Here is a 20,960-nt window from a genome sequence, read left to right as displayed (position 1 = left end):
ACTACTGCCGGGGGCTGGGAAGCCGACCAGCCACCCGATCCGCACGGCAGTGGCTGACGATCGAAGGGCGTGTGATGGGTGGGCTGGATGTGTGTATGCGGGAGGTCGCCTGCCGACATGGCCGGCTGGAGGCCGTCGCCGACGTGGACCTGGAGATCGCCGCCGGTGAACGGGTGGCGCTGACCGGAACCAACGGCTCGGGTAAGACGACGCTGCTGCGTGCGGTGCTCGGCCTGCACCGACAGGTGACGGGATCGATCCTGGTCGGCGGGCGAGGCACCCGCTCGCCCGCGGAGTGGGCGTGGCGCCGCCGTGTCTGCGCCTGGATTCCGCAGAAACCGGCGGCAGGCCGCTTCCCCCTTCTCGGGACCGAACTGCTGGCCAGCAGCAGCGCTCACGCGAAGGCGGCCTCGGCAGCGGCGCAGCTCGGTGTAGGGGCGCTGACCGAGCGGCCTCTGCACACCCTGTCCGGCGGGCAGTTGCAGCGGATGTACCTCGCCCGGGCCATCGGCTGTGTCGCGGCCGGGGCGCAGGTGCTGCTGGCCGACGAGCCCACCGCTGCTCTTGACTTCGGGGGCCAGGAGGAAGCGGCCGACGTCCTCATCTCCTTGCCGGTGACGCTCGTCGTGGTGACGCACGACCGGGCGCTGGCGGAACGCTGCGACCGGGTGCTGGAAATGGCTGCAGGCCGTCTTCGGGAGGTCCGGTGACGCTCGCGACCGCCGATCTCGGTGAACTTCTCCAACTGCTCCCCGTGCAACGGGCGGGATTCGCGCTGCTGCTCGCTGCTATCGGCCTGCCGGTGGTCGGTGTGGTCATCGTGGGTCTCGACATCATGCCGGTGCGGTTCGCGATGATGCACGTCGCGTTGCTCGGCATCGCGGTCGGCATCGTGACCGGCCTCGACCCCATGCTGTGCGCGCTTGTGGCGTGTGCCCTGTCCGGGGCCGGCGTCGCTCCTCTCGCTCGTACGCCCGACGGGTTGTCCGGAGCGATGGGGCTGCTCATGAGCATCGCGATCGCGGCAGCGTTGTTGGTGCTCGCTGTTTCAGGGATCAATGCCTCTGGCGCGTTCGCCCTGCTCTGGGGGTCGATTCTGTCTGTTGGGACCGCCGACCTGGTCGTGCTCGGCGTGCTCGCCGTCGTCGTCATAGGCCTGTTCCTGTGGCGGCGCCGTGATATCGCTCTGCTGTTGTACGACCGGGAGCTCGCCCAGTGCTCGGGTGTTGCCGTGCGCGTGCTGACCCTCGTGCTGCTGGTGGTGGTCGCGGTCGCCGTCGCAGGCGCGATCAAGCTCACGGGCGCGCTACTGGTCGATGCCCTCACCCTCCTGCCGGCTCTCGCCGCGCGCCGCCTGGGCACCTCACTTAAGTCGATCACTCTCTGGGCCGTTGCCATCGGCGTCGTCGTGAACCTGACCGGGTTCCTCATCGCACTGTGGCTGGACTGGCCCCCCGGGCCGGTCCTCGTCCTCACTGCGGGGGCCGCCGTCCTCGCCGTCCATCTCATCCCCGAACGGAGAATCGCCTCATGGCGCGCACCCGCGGCCGTACCACTTCCCTCCTCGCACTGAGTGCAGCACTGGCCCTGGTGGCCGGCTGCGAAAACGGCTCGTCGTCCGCCGAAGGCGGCGGCGACAAGCACGAGCACGACAGGAAGCCGGTGGTGGTCGTCACCACGACCTGGGAAGGGGCCTTGGCGAAAGCTGCGGGCGCCGAGGACGTGCAGGTCGTCGTCCCCCAGTCCGTGCAGCACGCACCCGACTACGACCCGAAGCCCTCCGACCTCGCGGCCGTAGCCGGTGCCGACTTCGTGCTCTACGCCCCCTTCGAACCGTACGCCGGGAAGATCAAGGATGCCGCCGGTTCCAAGGCCGAACTGGTCGAGGTGAACCTCGACAACAACGCGGACAAGGTCGACGCCGAGGTGGCCAAGCTGGGCAAGTTGTTCGGCACCGAAGACGCCGCAGCGAAGTGGAAGACGAGCTTCGACAGCGAGTACGCCAAGTTGTCCAAGGATCTCAAGGCGCAGTGGCCGGGCGGGAAGAGCCCGGTAGTCGTCAGCCAGGTCTTCACCACCTGGGCCGCAAAGCTGGCGGGCGCGAACCTGGTCGGCACCTACGGGCCCGAAGCCGTCACCCCTGCCCAGCTGGCGAAGCTGGGCAAGGAGAAGCCCGCCCTCGTCCTGGACAACGCCCACATGTCGACCGGCACGGTTCTGCCCGACTCCGGCGCCAAGCAGGTCGAGATCGTCAACTACCCAGGGGATGACCTCGACCTGTTGCCCGTATACCGCGACGCAGCAACCGCGCTGAAAGAGGCCATGCCCGCATCCTGAAGCACCGCGTGGGGGCAGTCCGGAGCGCCGGGTTGCCCCCACGTTCGCTCGTTCATGTGCCGAGAAGGATTCACCGAGCGGCTGAGCGTCCCGGTCCCCCGGCTGTGACACCGTTCAGTTCGCCTGCGCGAGGGGGCCTTCCTTCTTCACGCGGGGGCGGTTGATCTCGGTCATACGGTCCCGCAGTACCGCCCGGTCGGGCTTGCCTGCAGGGGTGAGGGGCAGTTCGTCCACGACCAGGAGGCGCTCAGGGTGCTTGCGTTGCTCCAGTCCCCGTTCGGTCAGGTGCCCGCACAGCATCTGCAGCGTCAGGGGCTCCGTGGCGCGGGACACGACGCACGCCGCCAGCCGCTCTCCCATCAACGCGTCCGGGATCCCGACGCACACGACATCACGTACGAAGGGGTGGGCGGCCAGTTCCCTTTCGACCTCGGCGGGGCTGATGTTGGCGCCGCCGCGGATGACGACGTCCTTGAGGCGTCCGACGATGTGCAGGATGCCGTCGCCGTCGAGGAACCCGAGGTCCCCGGTGCGCACCCACCCGTCGGGAGTGCGGTAGCGGGCGTCCAGCTCCGGGGAGGCGACGTAACACATGGGGGTCATGGGGCCCCGCGCCACGATCTCCCCGATCCCGCCGTCCGGCAGCTGTTCATGGGTCTCGGTGTCGGTGATGCGTATGTCCGCCACCCGCGGGTCGGGGCGCCCGGCCACGACCCCCCGGTCGTCCGCGTCCGGAGTGGAACTGGTCAGTCCGGTGTGGCAGTTGACGCCGTCGGCCGATCCGTAGAGGTTGACTACAGGACAGCCGAATACACTCGCGGCGAGTTCCGCCGTGGTCTCGTCCAGCGTGGAACCACCCAGGATCAGGGCCGTCGGGGCGGGCAGCTTCTCGCCTGTGGTGTCGAGACGGTCGAGCATCATGCGCACCATGGTGGGAACGCCCAGGATGTGGGTGGGCTGGTGTTCGCGTACGGCGTCGAGCGCGGCCTCCGGCGTGAAGTGGTCCAGGAGTATGAGAGTCCCGCCATGCCGGGCGAGGGTGACGGCCGTGCCGTTGGAGCCGAAGGCTGAGGCGAGCGGCACGAGGAACAGGCAGCGGGGCGGAGTCCGGTCAGGGATGAGCGAGGCGAGGAAGTTACCGCGTCCGCCGGCCAGTGCGTTGTGGGAGTAGGCGACCATCTTCGGCTCGGCCTCGGAGCCGGAGGAGACGAGGATGCGGGCGGCGCTGTCGGGGTCCGGCCGTGCGGGAACGAATCCACTGGGGTCGGAGCGCAGCAGCTGCGGGAGCGGAATCGTTCCTTCGGGTGTGTCGCCGGGGCCGGCGGCGATGACGTGGCGCAGGGAGGGAAGCGCCGGGGCCAACGCCTGGAGGTCGGCGGCGTGGTGGTTGCCCCGGTGCTCGATGGCGGCGACGACGGCGACGGCCTCCGCGCGGCGGAGCAGGCATTCGGCTTCCAGGCTGCCGCGGCCGACCGGGAAGGGCAGCGCCACCGCGCCGAGGGCGGCCAGGGCGAGATCGGCGATGACGGCGTTGCGGCCGTTGGGCAGCTGAACACCGACCACGTCGCCCTGGCGTATGCCGAGGTCTCTCAGGCCGGTGGCCAGACATCGAACCTTACGGTCGAGGGCGGTGTAACAGAGTTTGCCTTTGGCATCAAGGATCACTGTGCGGTGGAGGTCCGCGATCTGCCGGGCACGGAAGAGGCTGTAGAGGTCGAGGTCGGGGCAGGTCCCGTCAATGACCCATGAGCGGCGGAGGTCAGCGGACAGCAGGTCGTGGAGGGCGACGGTCACGTGAAGCTCCAGGGGTCGGGAACAGTGGGGGCACCGTGCGCGTCGCGGATGATCGAGCCGGCGAAACGCGGATCACGAGGCAGGGCGGCCAGATCGCTGGTGACCGCGGTGGCGGGCAGTCCGTGCGTGCGCAGCTGTGCCAGGGCGTTGTGGGTGGACAGACCGCTCAGGTCGTAAGCACGAGCTGCTTCTGCGGAGGCATCGGTGGGAGCGACCCAGCCGTCCGCGGTGCGCAGCGGGTGACGGAACCCGGCCGGCTTTCTCACGGTCCCTCCCGTTGCGGCCCGGCGCAGGGCGGGGGCGGTGAGGACATCGGCCGCTCCCAGCAGCGAGGAGTCCACCCGGACGCCTTGTCTGTTGCGTTCACGCAGCAGCAGGCCCGCGAGGACAGCCTCCGTTCCCAGGAGACCGCCCAGGACGTCGAGAAGGGTCATCAGGGACGGCGCGGGCGCTTCGCCTGCCGGGTGTACCGCTTCTCCGACTCCGGTGCGTGCCTGGACCATGAAGTCGGTCCCCATCGGGGCGCCGGGGATCCGGTCGGCCCATCCGCTGGTGTACGCGTAGACCAGAGCGGGGTTCACCGCGGCCAGATGGTCGGCGTCGAGACCGAGCTGGGCGGCTTTTCCCGGGGCCCAGTTGTGAAGGAAGACATCGGCCTCTGCCGCCATCTCTCGCAGCCGGAGCCGGCCGGTCTCGGCCTTGATGTCGACCTCCACGGCCTGCTTGCCGCGGTTGAGCGCGAGCCAGCGGGCGGAGATGCCGGAGCAGGCCGGTGGCATGCCGCGCAGCGGATCCCCGCCCGGCGGCTCGATCCGGATCACTTCGGCGCCGAGCAGTCCCAGGAGGTGAGCGGTGAGCGGTGCCTGGATACGGCGGCCGGCCTCCAGCACGGTCAGCCCTGCCAGCGGCCGTTCCGCCGTGGGGAGAACTGTGGGGGCACGGTGGCCGGACCCGTGGGAGGTGAGTGACCAGGGCGGTGCACCGTCGTGTTCTGCTGCCCGCCCGGCGAGGGATTCCAGCGGGCAGACCTCTGCGCCGGAGACCGCTGCCGCCTGGAGGATGCGCTGCCAGGGTTGGGCGCGCGTTGTCGTATGCAGGGCCTGCGGGAAGGGAGCGCAGGCTGTGGCGTACCGGAATTGGAAGGGCCGCCAGCCGGCCCGTATCGCCTCGGGGGGTGCTTCCAGGGCCCGCCAGAACGCAGCCCAGGCCCCCGGGTCCAAGGTCTCCAGCTCGAAGAGTGTGCCGACCGCGTCGGTGAAGGGCGGTCCCCCCGGAGCGAGTTCGGCAACCTCACCCTCGTCGGCTCCGGCGGCGGCGAGGTACTGGGAGACGGTCAGCAGTCCGGCCCGGTCGACGCTCGTGCTGACGCGTGCGGTGGTTCCCCCGCGGGCCTGGCCCAAGAGACCTGCCAGCATTCCCTGGACCGTGAGAACGGAGGCGGCGGTGGTGGCGTAGTCGACGGCCAGGCCCCGCGGCCCGCCGTCGCGTCGCCCGTGCACGGCCATGATCCCGGTAGCGGCCTGGACGGTGACCTCGTCGGTGATCCCACTCTCCGGCTCTGCCCAGTTCACCTCGGCTTCGATGGGCAGAATTCCCTCGCCGCTCAGCGCTATCCGCGCAGTTGTCGCGGGTTGCGGCGAGGCCGGTTCCGAGCGGGTGCGGGCCCCCAGGAGCCGCAGGTGCTGCGCAGCAAGGCAGGTCAGCTCGGGCTGCCCCGAGGTGTCCAGATCAAGCCCGTCCAGTGGGCGGACCGTCTGCGTGGTGACTGGTGACGCCATGCCTCTCCTCTCCTCGCCCGGCGATGGCCGGGGCCGGGGATGTCCTCAACGCGGGAACCAGGGCACCTTTGCGCCCGACCAGTTCCGTGGAGAGGCAGTCGGGCTGCCGCTCCCACGGGTTCCCGGCAGACTGGAGGAAAGTGGTGGAGAGCCGAGACCGAGTTTCTGAAGGTGCAGGCGGAACAGCTGAGTTGAGGGGGCAGGTCGACCGCTTCATACGCGAGCGGGTAATGCCGTACGAAAGAGTCCTGGACGCCGGCGGACCGGCCTCCACCGCCACCATGCGCGACCTGCACGACCAAGCCCACAAGCAAGGTCTATGGGCCCTCCCGTTGCCCGCCGAGCTGGGCGGTCAGGGACTCTCCCTGACCGAGTACGCCCAGGTGGCCGAGGTGGAAGGAGCAAGCGACCACGGACCTGCCGCCCTGGGGTCGGCATCACTGCTGGACGTGCTGATGCTGCACCGCCACGGCAGCGCGCGCATACGCGAGGAGTATCCGAAACGACTCACCGCCGGGGAACTCCGTGCCTGCTACGCAATGACCGAACCGGACGTCCCTGGTACCGACCCCTCCATGACCCGTACCCGCGCCGTACAGGAAGCGGACGGGAGCTGGAGGGTCAGTGGCCGCAAGTGGTTCACCTCCGGAGCCGCCGGAGCCGACCTGGTGACCGTCCTGGCCCGCACCGACGGGGCACCGGCGGACCGCGGCGGGCTCTCCCTGTTCCTGGTACCGGCCGGCGCGCCCGGCTGCCGCGTCGTACGCGAGCTTCTGGTCCTTGGCGCGGGTGGCCAGTGGGAGATCGAACTGAATGGTGTCCGTGTCCCCGGCGACCATCTCATCGGCGGGCGGGGCAGTGCTCTGGCCGTTGCCGGGGAACGGCTCCAGCTCGGCCGTACTCTGCGGTGCCTGCGCTGGATCGGTCAGGCGCAGCGGGCCTTCGACTTGATGTGTGAGCGCGTCAACGACCGTGCCGGCTCCCGTGGTCCGCTCGGCAGTCATCAGCTCGTGCAGCAGCATGTCTTCGAGTCGCTGCTCGCGCTGCGTACGACCCGTCCTCTGGTCCACGAGGCCGTGACCCGGATCGATGCCGGGCTGGACGCGCACGTCGAGGTGGGCCTGGCCAAGGTCGCCGCCGCCCGCATGCTCCAGCAGGTGACGGACGCAGCCATTCAGGTGCACGGCGCGGCCGGCCTGGGACCCGACACTCCTCTGCCCGCGCTTTTCCGTACCGGCCGCGCCGCCCGGATCCTGGACGGCCCGGACGAGCTGCACATCACGTCCGTCGCACGCCGCGTGCTGCGCGGCCACGACACCTGAGCGGCCATGTCTACACCGTACGGATGTCGATCAGTCCGGTGAGTGCTGCCAGTCCGAGAGCCAGGAAGAAGTCACCCCAGATCAGTTCGTGGCGCACGGCGACGGAGCGTCCGGCGTCGTAGCAGCCGTTCAGCAGCATCCCGGCAGGCCGAGCGCCGGCCGGCCCGGTGAGATGCGAGGCCACGAGGTGGTCCAGAATCGCGAGTGCACGGGAGGAGTACTCCGCTGCCCGGGGTCCCGCAACGCGCGAGAGCTTCAGCAGCGCTACCGCTGTGATCGCGGCAGCCGAGGTGTCCTGCGGGCTGTCCGGTTGCCCCTCGTCAGCCGGCGGAACACCCCACCGTGGCAGTCCGGTCCGGGCGGCGACCAGTCCTGCGGCCGTCGCTTCCAGCCGCTGGTGGTTCCACTGCGTGGTCCTGGGCTGATGCAGGGCGTCGGCCACGGCCAGCAAGAGCCACGGCCGCCCCCGGCTCCAACCGGGCGGTGGGTCGTCGCACGGCCGCCAGCCCGTGCCCGGCTCGAACCTCAGGGCGGGCACAACAGAACCATCGACGCGGCACAGATCGATATGCCGATGGAGATGGGACGCGGCTGCCGCGGCGCCCTCGACGCCCACCGAAGCCAGCAGCGGCACCGTGCCGGGCACTCCGTCCACACGGGCCAGCAGTCTGGGACCACCGAACGCGGATCCCCAGGGAACCAGGCCCAGTTCGGGCTCCAGAGCGGCCAGGCAGGCACGGGCAGCCCGGTTACGCAGCTCTTGCGCCGACCGGTCGTTGACGGCCAGGGCGGTTCCGTACCAGAGGATCAGACCGCGGGTGACAGTATCGGCCTCCACCCATCCCGCCAGCCGTGCCGTGCAAGCCGAGGCCACGGCCCTGTCGGCCTCGTGACCGGTGTGCCGGGCCCGCAGCCACAGCAGACCCGCCCAGAATCCGCCGGTCCACGATCCGCGAGAGGTCGTCTTCCAGCGGCCCGTATCCGGGTCGGCGAACAGCGGGAATCTTGCGCCGACTTCGGCTCGGGTGACGTCTACCCGGTGCAGGATGTCCGCGAGGGCGCGTTCGGGCCAGTCCCCCGCCACCGTCACGCCTGAACCGCCGTGCGCCGCCTGCGCTCCTGCGCTGCCCATACGAAAGCGACAGCGCAGGCCGCCGCGAACTCCGCGGCCACCAGCAGCCACCCGGGCCCGTAGTGGCCGGCTTGCGCGAGCACGCCGAAGACCGGTGGGCCTATGGCGAAGCCGGCGAAGAATCCGGCGGAGACGAGTGCCGATTCCTGCCCCGCACGGCCGGGGGCGGCGCGCTGCATCACCAGCACCATGGAGACGGCATTGCCCGACACGGCGAACACACCGACGGCTGTCGCCGCCACCCACGCCAGCGGGTGAACGAGCAGCGCACCGGCCAGCAAGAGGGCAGCTCCGACCGCACCGGCCGCCAGCCACCCCGGCAGCCACTCGGCCCGCCCCGGCCGGGCAGCCTTCGACCAGCCCACCCGGCCAGCAATCCCTGCCACGCCCAGTACGGCCACCAGCGCACCGGCCGTCGAGGGACTCATTCCGAGTTCCTGGGCGCCGAAGAGCGCCAGATAGGTGTTGACCGAAGCAATGCCACAGCCCAGCAGCAACGAGAATCCCGCCAGCCATGCAATGGCACCCTGCGGCACCAGCGAGGCACGGAGCGGCGCCCCCTTTGCCGGTGGATCGGAAGGCAGCGCACGCGTGGCCCACACAGCCACGGCCAAAGCGGTGCCGGAAGCCGTCCACAGCGCACCACGCCAACCCACCCCTGAGGCCAGCGCGGCCAGGGGCAGCCCGGCGACGAACGCCCCGAGCTGCACGCCCGATTGCTTCATTCCGGTCACCGAACCCTGCCGGGCCGGCACAACGGCGGCCAGGATCGCCTTGTTCGTGGCCGGGTTGGCCAACGCCTGCGGCAGACCCCCAAGCGCAACGGCGCCGAGGAGAAACCCCGTGCCGGGCGCCGCGGCGATCAGGGCAAGCGCACCGGCGGACACGAGCAGCAGGGCAACGAGTGATCGCCTGGGGCCGACCCGGTCCACGATGCGCCCGCCCACAGGGGAAAGAACCGCCGCGGTCCCGAAGCCGATCGTCGTCGTCAGGCCGAGGACCGAGGGCGAAATCCCCAGTTCGTCGACAAGGCGCGGGCTGAGGGCTCCCAGGAGGAAGAGCTGCAGCATCGAAAATGCCATGGCGCAGGTGAGCAGCGCCGTCAACGGTCTGTCAGCTCCTGCCGCCGGGGCCGCCGATGTTCCCCGCCCTGTCCGCACCGGTGCCTCCGTCCCGCGCTGCTGGTTCACCTTGTCGCCAGGTCAGGAGTCGGACCGCACGGCACTGGAGTTCCCGGCGACTCATGTGGCGTGCGCCACAAGCGTCAGGCTGAGCGCCGCCACCCGCACTTTGCGTACCCACCCGTGGCGACCGAGGGAGGAGTGCAAGGATGGGCCCGCCATGACTCCAGGCCGATGTTGTCGCGCGGTACGCGCTGCGGTGTTCGCAGCGACCTGCGTGCTGCTCGCTGCCCTCGGCCACGTCCTCATGTCAGGAACGGCCGTCCCCTGGTGGGCCATGGCCGCCGCCTTCGCGGCGACTGCCGCCACGGCCTGGTTCCTCAGTGGCAGCGAGCGCGGCGTTCTCGCGGTGACCTCGATGATGGTTGCCGCCCAAGCCGCACTGCACACCGGATTCTCACTGGCTCAGACAGCCGTTCACCCCTCGGTGGCCGACACCCCGTCCTTCGCCCGGCAATGGGCCCAGTCTCTGCTCTGTGGCCCGACAAGCTCCACCTCGATCTCGGAATCAGAAGCGGTACGCATCGTCACCGCCGCCGGGCTCGGCAGCCGCCTGCACCAGCCACCGCCGGGCACCACGGACATGACCATGCCGGGTGGGATGCAGCACGCCCATGCCGGCATGCAGACGATGACCGACCCCTCGACGGTCATGCCCACAGGGCACAACATGGGAGGCATGTCGTCGGCCGGGATGCTGGCCGCCCACCTGCTGGCAGCCCTGCTGTGCGGCCTCTGGCTCGCCTACGGAGAACGAGCCACCTTCCGCCTGCTGCGCACCTTCGCCGGGTGGATCACCGCCCCACTGCACCTGCTCTTCCGCCTACCCACACCACTTGACCGGCCACGCATCCGTGCTCGCCGCGACTACGGAGCCCGCGCACCGCGGCAACTCTTCCTCATCCACGCCCTCACCTCGCGAGGTCCACCGTCCGGGATCGCTGTCATCTGACAGCTGTTTTCCCGACGTGCCGGTGTCCTTCACCGCACGCCTCGGGACTCGGCATCGCCCATGTGCGGTGCCGTACATCTCACCGGCCCGCGCACGCGCGGAACCGGATCCCGGATCCCGGAAGGACATCAGGCGATGCCCCCTGCCCTGCCGCCACACAACGCCACAGCCGACGACGGCACATCACGTCATACCCATAGCGCCGACGAACCGGTGACACGACTGGCACTGGCTGCACGCGACGGCTCCCCCGACGCCGTCGACCGGTTCGTACGCGCCCTGCACCGCGACGTCTGGCGCTACGTGGCCCACCTCAGCGCCGACCCCCAAGCGGCCGATGACCTCACTCAGGACACGTTCTTGCGTGCACTCGGCAGCCTTCACCGGTTCGAGGGACGCTCATCCGCTCGTACCTGGCTACTCTCGATCGCCCGCCGTACCGTCGTGGACAGCCTCCGTCATGCCGCCGCTCGACCCAGAATCGCGGACCGGGACGACTGGCAGTCCGCCGCCGAGCGGGCACAGCCACGCGACCTGCCCGGCTTCGAAGACGGAATCGCACTCGCCGAACTCCTGGCGATCCTCCCGGCAGAACGCCGTGAATCGTTCCTGCTCACCCAACTCCTGGGACTCCCCTACGCGGAGGCCGCAGCAGCCATAGGTTGCCCTGTCGGCACCGTCCGCTCACGTGTGGCCCGGGCCCGCGGCACCCTGCTCGAACTGCTGAAGGACGCAGAGACTCCCGCCGCGCACAGGGAGCCGGTGCGACCGGTCTCTCGTGGCCGAGTGCCGGCACTCCTCGCCGCAGCTGTCTGAGAAGTCAAGGATCACAGGCACCACGGGGCGCCGGCGCAGAGATGAACCGCGCCGGCGCCCTTCGGCGCTGCCCTTCATCCGGGCAGCACGCGCGTACGCGTTGTCGCGGTGCCAGAGGAAACGACTCACGGCTGTGTGGTTCCGCCCAGCACGCCTGCCTCGGGTCAATCGCCTGCACAGTCGAGGCGGAGGCGCTGTTGACGCGGCTTCGGCACCGGCGCGCCCGAAGCAACGCTCAGGTACGCAGAGTGAGCCTGCCCAGGCGAGCGCCGGCAGCATCCCACCTGCCCTGCCCGAACCAGGTGCTGTCCGATGGGTCGGGTCCCCAGCTGAGTGGTCGAGTTTCGAAGTCCTTCGGGGGTTGATCAGGCTGTCGGAGTGGCGGAGGATTCTTCTTGTCGGTCGGCGGGTGTGTGCCGGTCGAGTCGGTCCGGCAGATCGTCCAGGTCGGAGGTGGTGAACCTCCACTGGAACGGCTGTGCCGTGGCGTTGTAGCGGTCTTCGAACCCTCGGAGCCGGTCCCGGACCTCGGCGAGGTCTGTGAAGTCGTTGGGCGCCACGACCTTGCGCTGCACGATGAGGAAGAAGATCTCCACCTGGTTTAGCCAGGAGGCGTCGACCGGGGTGTGGACCATGACGGCGTTCGGAAATCTGCCGGCCAGGCGATCGATGGCGCGCTTGCCGCGGTGGGAGGAGCCGTTGTCGACGATCCAGAAGACACGTTTCGCGCTGGCGTAGGGCTCCTGCGTCATGACCTGTTCGACCAGGGCCATGAACGGCACGACGCCGGTGGTCGGCTCGCAGCGGCCGTGGATCTCGGCCCGGTGGACGTCGTAGGCGGCCAGGTATGCCAGGGCGCCGCCGCGTCCGTACTCGTGGTTGACGCGCATCGCGCGGGCTTGGCCGGGGGCAAGGGTCGGATGGCAGCGGCAGCGGGCTTGGACGGAGGTTTTCTCGTCGCTGGAGATGACGTACTCGCCCGGCCCGAGCGGGACACCCTCGAACGTACGGGCGTACAGGTCAAGAACACGTCGGGCCTTGGCACGGAAGTCCGGGTCGCGGATGAAGATCCAGGACCGGTATTGCCAGGGCTTAAGCACGTCCTCGCGCAGCCAGCGGCGCACTGTGGACGCGGAGATGCTGTCGGTGATCCCGCGCGCGGTCAGCTCGACGGCCAGCTCCGGGCAGGACCGGCGCGACAGTGGCACACCGGTCTCGGCGGGTAACTGGCAGGCCAGCGCTAGGGTCTCGGCGATCTGCACGGGGGTGAAGCGGGCCGGACGCCCTGAGCGTTTACGGTCGGCCAGGGCCGGCAGGCCGCCGTGGGCGAACCGGCCGCGCCAGGCACGAACCGTGTGTCGAGGTGCAGGCTGGTCTCGTAGGCGATGCGCGCGTTGGAGCGTCCCCGTGCCGCGTGCAGGACGATCTGCGCACGGCACCGCAGCCGGTGCTCGGTCTTGTGGCCATAGGCCATCTTCTTCAGTCGCTCGCGCTCGGCGGTGGTCAGGACGATCGGGCAGGCCGGCGCAACGGGCATGGCAGACGGGCCGATCGCGAGAAGCGGACCACTACGGGCCGCAGCCCTCCGGGCCTGCGGCAATATCCAACTGAACCTCAGCTTTCTATGACCGCCGAATCGAGCAGGGACAGCGTCTGGTTGTCCGCGTCCACGTGCGCGCGGACGCCGAGCGGCAGCGGCAGGTTTGGTGCGGTGTGGCCGAAGTCGACCTGGGCGAGGACCGGGATGTCACGCTGGGCCAGGACGTCGAGCACCACGTCGCGTAGACCTGCGCGGTCTCCGCCGCCCTCGTAGGGCGTGACCTCAGTCGGGATGCCGACCACCATGCCCGCGATCCGGTCCAACACACCGGACAGCCGCAAAGTATGCAGGTCGCCCCAGATCCGGGTGACCGGCCGCTGCACCTCCTCCCAGAACAACACGGCGCCGTCGAACCGTTCGGCGGCCAACGCGAACGGTGTCGCCTGCAGTTGGATCAGACGGTTCAGCAAACCGCCGACCAATGGTCCCTGCGCGCGGCCCGGCTGCCAGGTTTCCCAAGCCCCCATCGGCGGCAGCACGCCCGGCGCCTCGGCCTTGGTGAGCACACGGGTGTAGAGGTCAACGAGCTCGGAGCGACGGGCCTCGTCGCCCTCCGTGTACCAGCCGCTACCAAAACCGTGGGTGGCAATGTCGGCGTGGAAGCCGACGAGGCCGGTCCTGGCGTGCAACGCCATGTGCAGCAGCGAGATGTCGCTGTAGCCGAGGATCGGCTTCGGGTCGGCCCGGATCGCGTCCAGATCGATCAGATCGAGATAGCCGATGGTCGTCTGTCCACCGGTGTGCGCCACGATGGCCCGCACCTCCGGGTCCCGGAGCAGAGCGTTGAGCTCGGCGGCCTGCTCCGCCGGAGTGCCCGACGCCCACCAGCGATTCTGCGCTGGGTTGACCATCGGGCTGACTCGCACGCGGAAACCCATCCGCTCCAGTATCGCCACACCGCGGGCGAGCAGTGGTTCCTCGCCCGGCTCAAGCTGGCCTGAGGGCGCGGTAACGACCACGAGGTCCCCGGAACGTAGCGCGCGGGGCCGAAGGATCACAGGCATGGGGCCTCCTTGTTGATCAGCAACCGCGAGCAACAAGGCCCGTGCCGCAAATATTCCGCCTCCCCGACGTAATCAGGCCAAGCCCCGGAACCCCGGCCGGGCCCACCGACCGCCTCCACGCGGACAACTAACGGACCGATGCGGAATCGGGCCCCGATGTCAACCCCCGAAGGACTTCGAACTCGACCACTAAGTCGCATTGACCGCAAGGAGCCAGATTTGCCGTGCCGGTTGTGTTCGTGATCAATTGCCATGGGCAGGAACCGACGAGATCGCTAGGAACTGGTTCGCCAGAACTAGGGAACGATGGTGCAGCAGTGGCCCGAGGAATCTGGCACAGATCCGGAAGCGGTGCGCGAGCGGTACAACTCCGACATGTGCGCAACGCACAAGGCGTTGCGTGAGGTGGTGCGGGCAGACCTGCCGGCAGCGCATCGGGCTTGGGGATCGTGGTTGTCGCCGGTGCGATCGTGGGCTGCTTCGCAGGCCCCTCCCCGGTCCTCTCGTAGCCGGCACCTTCGCCGCGCTGTACCTCGTGACGCCGACGGTCATGCTTCCTGCGCGGCGCCCACGGGCTGGACGCGACGCAGCAGGCGCATCTCTTCACGTTCGGGTGGGCGAACTGGATCGAGTGCGGTGACCACGAATGTCCGCCGGGTCTGATGACACGCCGGTCGATGTTCGCAGAGATTGAATCTCAGGCTCACTGCTTGAGGCTTGACATCAGGTCACGCATGTCGCTGATCATGGCCGATTGGTATGGGGACAGGTCAGGGATGTCCGGCTCATCACCGGCCCCGTATTCGCTGTGGTCGTCGCTCTGATACTGAGTGAAGGCGGAGAGACTCAGCGAGAGGACCGCTCCGCCCTCCAGCACCCGCAGCGGGTTGACGTGGTTTCAGGTTCACTGGTTCGGTCGCTGCCTGGTCGGCGTAGTGCTCAGCGCAGGCGCGGCCGCAGGGCGTACCCGCGTCATCCCATCCTCAACCGCTGCCCCCGGCCACAGCCAGGCGCAGCGGTTGAGGTGGTCAGACCCGCGGGGTCTCCGCACGAGGTGCGTGTGCTGCCGGTTCGACCTTCTGCGCCCGGATTTCCCTGACCTCGGCCTGAAGGTCGGTGAGTTGCCGGTGAAGTGCCTGAATCGCCACGATCGCGACGCCGTTGGCATCGGTGCAGCAGATCGTCTTGTCGTCGGCTCCCAGACCGAGGTGGGCCCGCCAGTCCTGTGCCATCGGCCCCAGGTGGCGCACTTCGCCGTCCTCCCACCGGTACCGCCACGTGCTCACCGGCAGACGGACCACTCGGGCGAGGACGTCGAACCCGTTCACGCCGTCACCCGCCTCGGTGACAGTTTCCCCGGAGGCTGTGGACGTCATTCCGGCGGGATTGGGTGTGTCGGGGTGCAGGCGCGCCCGGTAGGCCCGAATGCCGGCGGTCCGGGCGCGGTGGAGGCGTTCGGTCAGCGATCCCATCGAACCGGACTCACGTTGGTCTTTACGGCCCGGTCGGAGAACAGCAGACTGCCCAGCGGGACGAACTGAGCGGAGACCTCGGGGTCGTCGTCGGCCGGGGCGGTGCTCTGCTCCACCGCCCGCGCTTGCGCGGACGCGGCCTCAGCCTCGGCCGCCGAGGCTGCGCCCAGGCACACCGACACGGCGGCGATCGCAGCGCAGGACGCTGCGGCAAGTCGGGTAGCTGCGGTAAGGGACATGAAGCACGCTCCGGATTAGTCAGAGATCAGATCAATCAGGCAACGACACAGCCCCCCGTCGGTCACGAGCAGCACGACCAGACGTTGACCAGACCCAGCGGTCCGAACCAGAGCGCTTCGCGAACGGCCCGAGCAAGGAAGTTGTTGGCAGTCGTTCCGGGATGGTGAACAACGGCTGCGTACACGGTCCGCCCGCCTGGAAACACAGGGCACGTGCGGGCCGGGGCCGGATGATGTGCGGCCGGGTGGCCCTGGCTGCTGCCCTGGACGCTGAGGGTGATGCCGTGTCCCATGTTGCCGGGTCCGCGCCACATCGGCCGCAGAAGCCATATCTACATACCGGCGAACACGCCGCAGGACGGTGAAACTCCCACGCCACCGCCCGTGGTCGCCCCGTAGGAATCCGCCGCACGCAGGCGGGCCCGCCTCCAGGAGTGGCTGGAGGATCTGCCGGTGATCCTGGAGTGCTTCGCATATCCGCCGCGGTCCCGGGCCTCGTTCGATCTCAGCGCGGGGAGAGGTCCTCGGGGAGGAGCAGCCGCAGGTCGTCCAGGCTCGGTACCGCGACGGTGCTCAGCCGTCCCGCCTGATGGGTCATCATCTGCTCCAGCGTCTGCCGGGCCAGCCGAGCGTTGCCGAACGTCGCCCCCCTGGGGATGCCGTCGAAGTGGGTCCGCAGCGCGTTGGCCGTGCCGGGCGCGCACTCGTAGCCGTTGTCGGCCGCGTGCATGCGGACGATCGTGACCAGTTCGTCCGAGGAGTAGTCGGGGAACTCGATACGCCGCGGGAAGCGTGAGTCGAGACCCGGGTTGGAGCCCAGGAACCGGTTCATCTCCGCGGTGTACCCCGCCACGATCACCACCACCTCGTCGCGGTGGTCCTCCATCAGCTTCAGCAGTGTCTCCACCGCCTCCTGGCCGAAGTCTGAGGAACCGGCGCTCGATCGAGGCGTCAGGGTGTACGCCTCGTCGATGAACAGGACGCCTCCCAAAGCCCGTTCGAACACCTCTCGGGTCAGCTGCGCGGTGTGCCCGACATAGCGGCCCACCAGGTCCGCACGCGAGACCTCGACGAGCTGGCCGCGCGGCAGTACGCCCAGGGAGGCAAGCAGTTCGCCGTAGAGCCGCGCCACCGTCGTCTTGCCGGTGCCTGGCGGGCCCGCGAAGACGAGATGGTTGCTGATCCGGGGCGCGGGCAGCCCGGCCTCCTTCCTCCGACGCGCGGTGGAGAGCAGATTGACCAGGTCGCCCACCTCGCGCTTGACGGCCGCGAGGCCCACCAGTGCGTCCAGCCGCAGCAGCGGATCCTCGTCCTGCCCGTCCTCCTGCGCGCCGCCCGCCGGGACGCCCACGTCCTCCGCGGTCAGCACGGCCAGCTCCCGCTCACCGGCCTCCGGCAGGGCGGCCAGCCGGGACGCCTGCCGGTCCACCATCTCCTCGAAGACCTTGCGGGCGGTACGGCCGTTGCCGAAGCCCGCGTCGCGGGGAATCCGCTCGAAGCGGGTGAGCAGTGCCGCCCGCGCCGCCGGATCCAGCTCGTAGTGGTGGCCGGTGCACATCCGCTCCACGATCGTGACCAGCTCGTCCGAGGTGTAGTCGCTGAACTCGACGCTGCGGGTGAAACGCGAGGCGAGACCCGGGTTGGACGCCAGGAAGTCCGTCATCTCCTTCGGATAGCCGGCCGCCACCACCACCACGTCCTCGCGGTGGTCCTCCATCAGCTTCACCAGGGTGTCGATCGCCTCGCGCCCGAAGTCGGCGCCACTGCCGCCGCCGTCGGAGAGCAGGGTGTACGCCTCGTCGACGAACAGCACCCCGCCCAGCGCCTTGTTGAAAGTCTCGGTGGTCTTGATGGCCGTCCCGCCGATGATCTGCGCCACCAGGTCCGCACGCGACACCTCCACCAGGTGCCCGGAGCGCAGCACGCCGAGCGAGGCGAGGATGGAGCCGTACAGCCGGGCGACGGTGGTCTTGCCGGTGCCGGGCGGGCCCGCGAAGACCAGGTGGCGGCTCATCGGCGGAGCGGGCATTCCGATGCTCGCCCTGCGCTGCGCCATCCGGTTGAGGTTGATCAGCCTCAGCACCTGCTGTTTGACCTCGTCGAGGCCGATCAGCGATTCCAGCTCGGCCACCGGGCCCGTACCGGACCGGGTTTCGGCCGCCGCCGGGCCCGCACCGCCGGGCAGCCGCCCGTCGCCCGCCGCCTCCGCGTCCTCCGCGGTGCCCCAGGCGTCCGGGGCACCGTTCTCCGTACTGGCCAGCCCCTCGACGGCGAGCCGGTCGCCGGGCACCGTCTGGCGCACTCCGCTGCCCCGGTTGGCGCGGACGGTGCAGCCGGTCAGCGACACGGCGTCGGTGCCCTCCACCCGTATGCCGTCGGCGCCCGAACCGGTCACCTCGCAGCCGTTGAGGGAGGCGCGGGCACCCGCGGACACCAGTACGCCGAACTCAGCGGCCCCCGTCAGCACGGCACGCACGGCCGCCAGTTCGCCCTCGGCCGCGATGTGGATGCCCGCGCCACCGGACCCCTCTACCTCGGTGTCCCGCAGCGTGAGCGTGCCGAGCGCCCCGATGTGGATTCCGGCCCCGGCGGAGGAGCGCAGCCGGCCCTTGCCCACGAACAGGTTGCCGTGGCCCGAGACATGGACCGCCGAGTCGCCCGACCGCTCGACGACGCCCTCCTCCAGCCGCCCCCTGCCGTCCTTGACGACCTCCACGCCATGCGTGCCGGCGCCGGTGACGGTGGCCCGCAGCAGCAGCGGGTTGGCGCCGCCGCGGATCACGATTCCGGACCCGCCGCTGTCCCGTACCTCAAGGCGGTTGAACTCGGCGGCCGATTCCTCGTCGAGCAGCACGCCGGTGCCCTTGGCGTCATGGACGACGGTGTCCGTCAGCACCGGTGAGGAGAAGCCGGTGACGCGTACGCCGGCTTCCTCGGCGGTGGCGAACACGCACTCCTCGAACGTGCCACGGCTGCGCTCGGTCACCAACAGGCCGTGCCCGCCGGTCCGTTCGGTACGGCACCGGGCCAGCGTCGGTGAACTGCCGCCGCCCAGGACGAATCCGTGCCCGGTGACGTCGCTGACGGCTACGTCCTCCAGGACGACCGGCCCGGCGCTGTTCACGAACACGCCGACGACGGCCTTGCGGACCGTGCCGCGCACCATCCTGACCGAACTCTCCTCCTCGACGGCGACGCCCGGCTTGCCGGTCGCCGATATCGAGCATTCCTCCAGGAGGACGTGCGCCTGCCCGTTGGTGAGGACACCGTTGCCCTTGGTGTCCCTGAGCCGGCTGAAGCGCGCGGTGATCCTGCCCTGCTCACCGGCCACCACGGCGGACGTACCGAGGTGTTCGACGACGCAGTTCTCGAGGAAGCTCTCGGCCGAGGAGGTGGACACCACACCGGCGCCCACCGGGTTGCTGATCCGGCACTGACGCAGCGCCAGCGACCCGCCGTCCCGCGCGAAGAGCGCCGACCAGGCCGAACCGTGGATGTCGCACCGGTCCATCGCGAGCTGCCCGCGCGGCGCGTCGACCACGGGCAGTTCGTCGTCGTGCCCGCGCAGCACGAGATCCCTGACCATCACCGCGTCCCCGGTGAGTGTCAGCGCCGTACCGCGCCGGGGCGCCAGCTCCACCGTCCCCTCGCCCTCGGCGGCGGTCAGGGTGATCGCGGCCGAGACCGTCAGGCTCTCCTCGTACCGCCCCGGAGCGATGCTGACGACCGCTCCGGCACGGGCCCGTGCGACGGCCTCCCCGACGGTGCGGTGGTCGCCCGTCCCGTCGGCGGCGACGGTGAGCATCTGGCGTGACACTTATCTGACCTCCCGGACCCCTGCGCCGTAGGTACGGGGCGGAGACGCGCGGCATGTAGGGCGTGGGAAACTGCTGTGCCCATCATGCCTGTTGCCGCAGGTCGCCCGCCATGGTGGTCGGCGTTCCGGGGGCGCCGGAGCACCGGTTCGGGGGTGTTCCGGGGCAGGTACCGGTGGTGCGGGGAGCGTCGTTACCATCGGCGCATGCGATCTTCGAGGTCCTCGGTGTTCCACGCACTCGGGCCGGCAGCACTGGCCGCCCTGCTCCTGATACCTGGCACCGCGGCTCCGGCCGGTGCGGCGGGGGACGCGGACAGCCCCTCGCTGCCGGGAATGCCCGCCACTGTCGCCGACGGCCGCCCGTGCACTCCGGGATCCGCCAAGAAATCTGCCCAAGTCCCCTGGGCGCAGAGCTTCTTGGGGATCGACAGGGCCTGGGAACTCAGCCGGGGCGCGGGGGTGAAGGTCGCCGTCATCAGTACCGGAGCGGATCTGCGCCGGGTACCGGCGCTGGACGGCCGGGTCACCGGAGGCCCGGATGTGGTGGCGGGCGGCACCGTGCGGGACGACTGCGTCGGATACGGCACGTTCCTCGCCGGCATCGTCGCGGGCAGGCAGCAGCAGGGTCTCAAAGCGGCCGGGGTCGCCCCGGAGGCCGAGGTGATCGCGGTGCGGGCCACCAGTAAACATGGCGCGACGACACCCGAGGCGCTGGCCAAGGGGATCAGGGCGGCCACCGAATCCGGGGCGCGGATCGTCCACGTGGCGCTGAGCGTCCCTGCCGCGCCACAGCAGCTGAAGGACGCCGTCCTCGCCGCGCAGAAGGCCGGTGCGCTGGTGGTGGCGCCCGCCTCGGCGCGGGAGTGGGAGCGCGGCGCGGCGGCGTCGCAGACGGTGAACGGGCCCGCCTACCCGGCGGCGCTGCCCGGGGTGCTCGCCGTTTCCTCGGTGGGGCCGGGCGGCGAACCGGAAGCACCGGGCACGGAGAAGGGGCGGCGTTCGCAGCCCGGGCTGAGCGCTCCCGGCGTCTCGGTGATGGGGCCGGGGCCGGGCGGCCGCGGCCAGTTCACCGGCCGCGGCGACGCGGTGGCCGGCGCCTTCGTGGCCGGTACGGCGGCCCTGGTCTTCTCCTACCACCCCCGGCTGACCGCCGAGCAGGTCGCGCACCGGCTGGAGTCCACCGCCTACGGGGCCGTGGGTGACACGCCGGACCCCGGCATCGGGCTGGGGATCGTCGATCCGGTGCGGGCGCTCTCCGCCGTACTCCCCGAGGAACACACGCAGTCCCCCGCCGTAACGGAGAACGCCTCCGCACCGGCCGTCCCGCCGCTCGACCCGCCGGAGGCGCGTAACCGGGCGCTGGCCGTGGCCGGCGGGGCGGCCGGGGTCACGGTGCTCGTCGCCTTCCTCGCGTTCGTGCTGCCCAGAGGGCGCCGCCGGGGATGGCGGGCGGGCCGGGCCGGGGGGCCGGTCACGGAAACGGACTGAGCCCCCGGCCATGACCGCCGGGCCATGG

At 70.2% G+C, this 20,960-nt stretch carries 17 protein-coding genes; 7 read left to right on the top strand and 10 right to left on the bottom strand.

The window, feature by feature from the left end; translation table 11 throughout:
• The first annotated feature begins 74 nt into the window (after positions 1-74).
• The 3 genes from ACIPEK_RS35830 to ACIPEK_RS35820 are packed head-to-tail and all read left to right on the top strand — an operon-like array spanning position 75 to position 2,337.
• Positions 75-710: an ATP-binding cassette domain-containing protein gene (locus tag ACIPEK_RS35830; protein ID WP_402005016.1), complete on the top strand. Its 636-nt coding sequence runs from the start codon at positions 75-77 to the stop codon at positions 708-710.
• On the top strand, positions 707-1,573 hold the full coding sequence (locus tag ACIPEK_RS35825) for a metal ABC transporter permease (protein WP_402005013.1): 867 nt from the start codon (positions 707-709) through the stop codon (positions 1,571-1,573). The genes ACIPEK_RS35830 and ACIPEK_RS35825 overlap by 4 nt, the downstream gene beginning before the upstream one ends.
• Positions 1,531-2,337, top strand: coding sequence for an ABC transporter substrate-binding protein (locus ACIPEK_RS35820; RefSeq protein WP_402005010.1), 807 nt, complete (start codon positions 1,531-1,533; stop codon positions 2,335-2,337). Before ACIPEK_RS35825 ends, ACIPEK_RS35820 begins: the two co-directional genes overlap by 43 nt.
• A 114-nt stretch (positions 2,338-2,451) precedes the next feature.
• Here the strand turns inward: ACIPEK_RS35820 and ACIPEK_RS35815 are convergent, their stop codons facing one another.
• Positions 2,452-4,131 (bottom strand): class I adenylate-forming enzyme family protein, encoded by a 1,680-nt coding sequence (locus ACIPEK_RS35815; RefSeq protein ID WP_402005007.1) that lies wholly within the window; start codon positions 4,129-4,131, stop codon positions 2,452-2,454.
• On the bottom strand, positions 4,128-5,909 hold the full coding sequence (locus ACIPEK_RS35810; protein ID WP_402005004.1) for a CoA transferase: 1,782 nt from the start codon (positions 5,907-5,909) through the stop codon (positions 4,128-4,130). The genes ACIPEK_RS35815 and ACIPEK_RS35810 overlap by 4 nt, the downstream gene beginning before the upstream one ends.
• Positions 5,910-6,100: 191 nt before the next feature.
• On the opposite strand from ACIPEK_RS35810, the gene ACIPEK_RS35805 reads away from it, so the two are divergent.
• A complete protein-coding gene (locus tag ACIPEK_RS35805; RefSeq protein ID WP_402005001.1) occupies positions 6,101-7,231 on the top strand; it encodes an acyl-CoA dehydrogenase family protein in 1,131 nt (376 codons plus the stop codon).
• A 10-nt stretch (positions 7,232-7,241) separates the two neighbouring features.
• Here ACIPEK_RS35805 and ACIPEK_RS35800 read toward each other — a convergent pair whose 3' ends face one another.
• Both ACIPEK_RS35800 and ACIPEK_RS35795 read right to left on the bottom strand, forming a co-directional pair.
• Complete coding sequence (locus ACIPEK_RS35800) at positions 7,242-8,363, bottom strand: sugar ABC transporter permease (protein ID WP_402004999.1); 1,122 nt, start codon at positions 8,361-8,363, stop codon at positions 7,242-7,244.
• The gene (locus ACIPEK_RS35795) at positions 8,318-9,469 is read right to left on the bottom strand and encodes a nitrate/nitrite transporter (RefSeq protein WP_402004996.1); all 1,152 of its coding nucleotides are present in this window, start codon (positions 9,467-9,469) and stop codon (positions 8,318-8,320) included. The genes ACIPEK_RS35800 and ACIPEK_RS35795 overlap by 46 nt, the downstream gene beginning before the upstream one ends.
• A gap of 235 nt (positions 9,470-9,704) precedes the next feature.
• Between ACIPEK_RS35795 and ACIPEK_RS35790 the strand changes: the two genes are divergently transcribed.
• The gene (locus ACIPEK_RS35790; protein ID WP_402004993.1) at positions 9,705-10,496 is read left to right on the top strand and encodes a hypothetical protein; all 792 of its coding nucleotides are present in this window, start codon (positions 9,705-9,707) and stop codon (positions 10,494-10,496) included.
• A gap of 135 nt (positions 10,497-10,631) precedes the next feature.
• Entirely contained in the window at positions 10,632-11,312 is a 681-nt protein-coding gene (locus ACIPEK_RS35785) for a sigma-70 family RNA polymerase sigma factor (protein WP_402004990.1), read from the top strand.
• Between the two features lie 365 nt (positions 11,313-11,677).
• Here the strand turns inward: ACIPEK_RS35785 and ACIPEK_RS35780 are convergent, their stop codons facing one another.
• The 6 genes from ACIPEK_RS35780 to ACIPEK_RS35755 all read right to left on the bottom strand — a co-directional run bounded on the left by ACIPEK_RS35780 (position 11,678) and on the right by ACIPEK_RS35755 (position 19,432).
• A complete protein-coding gene (locus tag ACIPEK_RS35780; protein ID WP_402005046.1) occupies positions 11,678-12,619 on the bottom strand; it encodes an IS630 family transposase in 942 nt (313 codons plus the stop codon).
• Positions 12,553-12,849, bottom strand: coding sequence for a hypothetical protein (locus ACIPEK_RS35775; protein WP_402005049.1), 297 nt, complete (start codon positions 12,847-12,849; stop codon positions 12,553-12,555). The genes ACIPEK_RS35780 and ACIPEK_RS35775 overlap by 67 nt, the downstream gene beginning before the upstream one ends.
• Before the next feature lie 77 nt (positions 12,850-12,926).
• Positions 12,927-13,916 carry an LD-carboxypeptidase gene (locus tag ACIPEK_RS35770; protein WP_402004987.1) on the bottom strand — a complete coding sequence of 330 codons (990 nt, stop codon included), beginning with the start codon at positions 13,914-13,916 and terminating at the stop codon, positions 12,927-12,929.
• A 1,028-nt stretch (positions 13,917-14,944) separates the two neighbouring features.
• Positions 14,945-15,292 carry a tail fiber domain-containing protein gene (locus ACIPEK_RS35765; RefSeq protein WP_402004984.1) on the bottom strand — a complete coding sequence of 116 codons (348 nt, stop codon included), beginning with the start codon at positions 15,290-15,292 and terminating at the stop codon, positions 14,945-14,947.
• Between the two features lie 83 nt (positions 15,293-15,375).
• On the bottom strand, positions 15,376-15,627 hold the full coding sequence (locus ACIPEK_RS35760; RefSeq protein ID WP_402004981.1) for a hypothetical protein: 252 nt from the start codon (positions 15,625-15,627) through the stop codon (positions 15,376-15,378).
• Positions 15,628-16,132: 505 nt separating this feature from the next.
• On the bottom strand, positions 16,133-19,432 hold the full coding sequence (locus ACIPEK_RS35755) for a right-handed parallel beta-helix repeat-containing protein (protein ID WP_402005043.1): 3,300 nt from the start codon (positions 19,430-19,432) through the stop codon (positions 16,133-16,135).
• Positions 19,433-19,648: 216 nt separating this feature from the next.
• Between ACIPEK_RS35755 and ACIPEK_RS35750 the strand changes: the two genes are divergently transcribed.
• Positions 19,649-20,932 (top strand): S8 family serine peptidase, encoded by a 1,284-nt coding sequence (locus ACIPEK_RS35750; protein ID WP_402004978.1) that lies wholly within the window; start codon positions 19,649-19,651, stop codon positions 20,930-20,932.
• The last annotated feature ends 28 nt before the right edge of the window (positions 20,933-20,960 follow it).

Source organism: Streptomyces sp. NPDC088246 (assembly GCF_044741025.1).
Taxonomy (GTDB): Bacteria; Actinomycetota; Actinomycetes; order Streptomycetales; family Streptomycetaceae; genus Streptomyces.
The sequence above is the reverse complement of the archived record's forward strand: the minus strand, read 5'-3'. Positions and strand labels throughout refer to the sequence as shown.

Bases quoted from the DNA above. Each gene is read 5' to 3' on its own strand.
- ACIPEK_RS35830 (WP_402005016.1), top strand. From the start codon at position 75: ATGGGTGGGCTGGATGTGTGTATGCGGGAGGTCGCCTGCCGACATGGC.
- ACIPEK_RS35820 (WP_402005010.1), top strand. From the start codon at position 1,531: ATGGCGCGCACCCGCGGCCGTACCACTTCCCTCCTCGCACTGAGTGCA.
- ACIPEK_RS35810 (WP_402005004.1), bottom strand. From the start codon at position 5,909: ATGGCGTCACCAGTCACCACGCAGACGGTCCGCCCACTGGACGGGCTT.
- ACIPEK_RS35800 (WP_402004999.1), bottom strand. From the start codon at position 8,363: ATGGGCAGCGCAGGAGCGCAGGCGGCGCACGGCGGTTCAGGCGTGACG.
- ACIPEK_RS35790 (WP_402004993.1), top strand. From the start codon at position 9,705: ATGACTCCAGGCCGATGTTGTCGCGCGGTACGCGCTGCGGTGTTCGCA.
- ACIPEK_RS35785 (WP_402004990.1), top strand. From the start codon at position 10,632: ATGCCCCCTGCCCTGCCGCCACACAACGCCACAGCCGACGACGGCACA.
- ACIPEK_RS35775 (WP_402005049.1), bottom strand. From the start codon at position 12,849: ATGCCCGTTGCGCCGGCCTGCCCGATCGTCCTGACCACCGCCGAGCGC.
- ACIPEK_RS35770 (WP_402004987.1), bottom strand. From the start codon at position 13,916: ATGCCTGTGATCCTTCGGCCCCGCGCGCTACGTTCCGGGGACCTCGTG.
- ACIPEK_RS35765 (WP_402004984.1), bottom strand. From the start codon at position 15,292: ATGACGTCCACAGCCTCCGGGGAAACTGTCACCGAGGCGGGTGACGGC.
- ACIPEK_RS35760 (WP_402004981.1), bottom strand. From the start codon at position 15,627: ATGTCCCTTACCGCAGCTACCCGACTTGCCGCAGCGTCCTGCGCTGCG.
- ACIPEK_RS35755 (WP_402005043.1), bottom strand. From the start codon at position 19,432: ATGCTCACCGTCGCCGCCGACGGGACGGGCGACCACCGCACCGTCGGG.
- ACIPEK_RS35750 (WP_402004978.1), top strand. From the start codon at position 19,649: ATGCGATCTTCGAGGTCCTCGGTGTTCCACGCACTCGGGCCGGCAGCA.